Consider the following 1,575-nt stretch of genomic DNA (forward strand, 5'->3'; position numbering starts at 1 on the left):
ACTCTTTTGTAAATCAATAATGATTTTTTCATTATAGAAATCTTTGAGAATTAAATCTAGGATTTCTTTGCTAAAGTCATTACCACTTAAAGTTACATCATTTAAGCCATCTTTATTTTTATCAATGAAGTTAGAATCTTCATTGTTTCCACCATTGCCATTATTTTTTAATTCAAAAGTATTGGTTTTATCATTAAAAATGATATTTGAGTTTTCATCTCCTATTGTTCCATCTGCATTTTTAGCATACATTATAGATTTACCATCATCTGTATCTTTATAGACAAGTTCTTTACCACTTTCAATGGAGTAGAAAATATTATTTTTAGAATCGTATTTGATATTGCCAATTATTAAATCAGATTTATTAAAGCTATCATTTACTTCAATGATAGCAACTTCATCATTTGCAGTAGCTTGTGTTCCTTTGCTATAGAATTTTATTGAGTCTATTTCTATGGATTTATATTTGCTACCATAAAAAGAATATAAGGTTAGACCCTCAGATTTTACATTTTCAAAATACATATTGATGTTTGAGAACATTCCGTCATTAATACGCCCAGCAAAACCACCAATCTCATTACCCCACATAATTGTATCTTTAAAGTCTAAAACAATATTTGAGAAAGTTCCATTTTCTTGTATAGTCCCAACAAAGCCTCCTGCATCATAGCTACCAATAATTCCTATATTATTAAGTGTAATGTTTGAGAAAATTCCATCAATATGAAGTTGTCCGACAAAGCCCCCTGCAGTAGCTCCCATAGCACCTGTAATACTTCCTATATTATTAAGTGTGATGTTTGAGAAAGTTCCATTATAAGTTTGCCCAACAAAACCACCTACAGAATTATAACCTCTAATACTTCCTATATTATTAAGCGTGATGTTTGAGAAAGTTCCATTATAAATACGCCCAGCAAAACCACCTATATCAAGATAATCACCAATACTTCCTATGTTATTTAGGGTGATATTTGAGAAATCTCCTTGGTTAATACTTCCAACAAAACCTCCTGTAAAAACAATGCTTTTAGCATTGTTGCTAATGTCTCCTATATTGCTTAAGGTAATGTTTGAAAAAGTTCCATTAGCATTCCCAGCAAATCCACCTACATTACTATTGTCACTATTTTTTATCCCTCCCCCCATATAATCTATATTAATATTTTTAAATTCTGCACCATTTATTAAACCAAATATTCCAACATTATTAGGATTATAATCCCCAGTAATTGTAGTATCAATATTAATATTCTTTAGCGTATATCCTTGCCCATCAAAGTTGGCTGTGAAAGAATTTCTATCCCCCACAATCATACTTGTATATTCATCAGTATCTATGGTTCCATTTCCATCTAAGTCAATGCCATACTTAGCATAGTTTTGTTTAATCTCTCCCTCTTTTACTACTACACCCTTAAAATCTATATCACTTGTTAATCTATATTCTTTTGCGATATTTCTAAAATCCTTATTAGTATTTGTCCCCTTAGCAAAATGCCACCAATCTACATCACTACCAATAGAAATGTATTGGTTATGTGTGTCTTTAATATTTGTAAAAGAGCT

At 30.4% G+C, this 1,575-nt stretch carries 1 pseudogene; it reads right to left on the bottom strand.

Features of this window, described 5'->3' with window-relative positions:
* Positions 1–1,575, bottom strand: a pseudogene (locus B6S12_RS11260) (hypothetical protein); the annotation flags it as partial.

This window comes from Helicobacter valdiviensis, assembly GCF_003245365.1.
In the GTDB taxonomy this organism is placed as follows: Bacteria; Campylobacterota; Campylobacteria; order Campylobacterales; family Helicobacteraceae; genus Helicobacter_D; species Helicobacter_D valdiviensis.